This window comes from Cupriavidus sp. 01L46 (genome assembly GCF_056399905.1).
The window spans coordinates 1-1799 of the sequence record NZ_JBFTSF010000556.1 but is presented as its reverse complement, the minus strand read 5'-3'; the positions used below and the strand labels follow the sequence as shown (position 1 = coordinate 1799).

The 1799-nt window shown below is 68.4% G+C and carries 2 protein-coding genes; both read right to left on the bottom strand.

Annotated features, from left to right (window positions below; all coding sequences use genetic code 11):
- Positions 1–262: 262 nt before the first annotated feature.
- Entirely contained in the window at positions 263–1237 is a 975-nt protein-coding gene (locus AC1DS3_RS38290) for a Bug family tripartite tricarboxylate transporter substrate binding protein (RefSeq protein WP_441634265.1), read from the bottom strand.
- 50 nt (positions 1238–1287) lie between these two features.
- A partial coding sequence (locus AC1DS3_RS38285) for an RraA family protein (protein ID WP_477129323.1) occupies positions 1288–1799 on the bottom strand: 512 nt, incomplete at its 5' end.

The window sequence follows — 1799 nt, the reverse complement described above, 5'->3', positions numbered from 1 at the left end:
GCCTTAAGGCGATACTCAGACATGGGTCCCTCTTTTCCGCTCTTTTCGCCGAATCCCGAGGCGCCCCATACGGCCTAGGTAAACCTTGACGGCTCGCTTCGCRTCGCGCKTGGGTGTTTCCCGCCCCTTCGGGCGGGAAACACGGCTACCACAATGGGTTGATCTTGCCGCTGGTTGGCTCCCYTCTCCCRCTTGCGGGAGAGGGGGAGAGGGCGGGCGCTTGCAGGAACCAGGCCATTCACATACCAGCAGGTTGGGATTGTCAGCTCAGCTTGATCTGCGCCTCGCGGATCAGCGCGCCCCATTTGGCGTGTTCGGCGCGGATGTGGGCAGCAAATTGCGGGGAGGTCTGGGGTGTGGGCACGCTGCCTTCCTGGGCTAGCTTTTGCTGCACGTCCGCGCGCGCGAGCACCTTGATGGTCGCAGCGCTGAGGCGCGTGGTGACGTCGGCCGGCAGGCCGGCGGGGCCGACCAGGCCCAGCCAGGTGGCGGCTTCGAAACCGGCGAATCCTTGCTCGGCCACCGTTGGCACGGATGGCAGCGAGGAGAGGCGCTTGGCCGAAGTCACCGCTAGCGCGCGGATCTTGCCGGCGGATAGCTGCGGCATGACGGAGACGGCGTTGCCAAAGTAGGCGTCCACCTGCCCGCCGAGCAGGTCGGTCATGGCCGGGCCGGCACCCTTGTAGGGCACCTGCAGCACCCGCACGAGCGCGCGCCGTGCCAGCATCTCGCCGGCCAGGTGGCCCACGGTGCCGTTGCCGGCCTGCGCGATGCCGATGTCGCCGTTGTGCGCCTTGGCCGCCTTGATGAAGTCGGCCAGCGTGTGCAGCGGGGAATCCTGGCGTACCACCAGCACCACGGGCTGTTCCGCCACGCCGACAATGGGCGTGAAATCCTTCAGCGGATCGAACGGCATCTTCGGGTACAGCGCGGGGTTGATCGCCAGGTTGGCGGCGTGGCCCATGCCGATGGTGTAGCCGTCCGGCGCGGCCTTGGCTACCGCGTCCAGGCCGATGTTGCCGCCAGCGCCCGGCTTGTTGTCGATGACCAGCGTCCACTGGTCGGTCAGGGTCAGCTTCTCGGCGATCAGGCGCGAGGTGATGTCGGTGCCGCCGCCCGGCGGGAAGGGCACGACGAGGCGGATCGGCTTTTGTGGCCACGGGCCTTGCGCGCGGGACAAGCCGGCGGCCATCAGCGTCATGGCGGCGCTGGCCTGCAGGAAATGGCGTCGTTGCATGTTTTGTCTCCTGTTTTTCCAGCTACCCCTGCGGGGGTGCCCTGCCGCATTCAGACCGGTAGTCCCTTGGCACGCAGTGCCGCATCGAAGCGCTCGGGGTCCGAGGTGCCGGCGGCGTTGTCGGCGCGGATCTTGGCTTCCTTCTGCAGGTGGGCGCGGGTGCGCTGCAGGATGTCGGCGGCTTCGGTGGCCGGCACCGCGATCACGCCGTCCGCGTCGCCCACGATCAGGTCACCTGGCATCACGGCCATGCCGGCGCATGACACCGGCACGTTGACCGCGCCCGGGCCGTCCTTGCTCGGGCCGCGGTGGGTGTGGCCGCGCGCGAAGATGGGCATGCCGTCTTCGGCCCACTCCAGCACGTCGCGCACGGCACCATCGATCACCAGCCCGCCGAGTTGCTTGGCCACGCACGTGGTGCGCATCAGGCCGCCAACCAGCGCTTGCGTGATGTCGCCACCGCCGTCGATGACCATCACATCGCCGGGGCGGACCATCATCAGCGCCTTGTGAATCATCAGGTTGTCGCCCGGGCGCACGCGCACGGTCACGGCCCACGGCC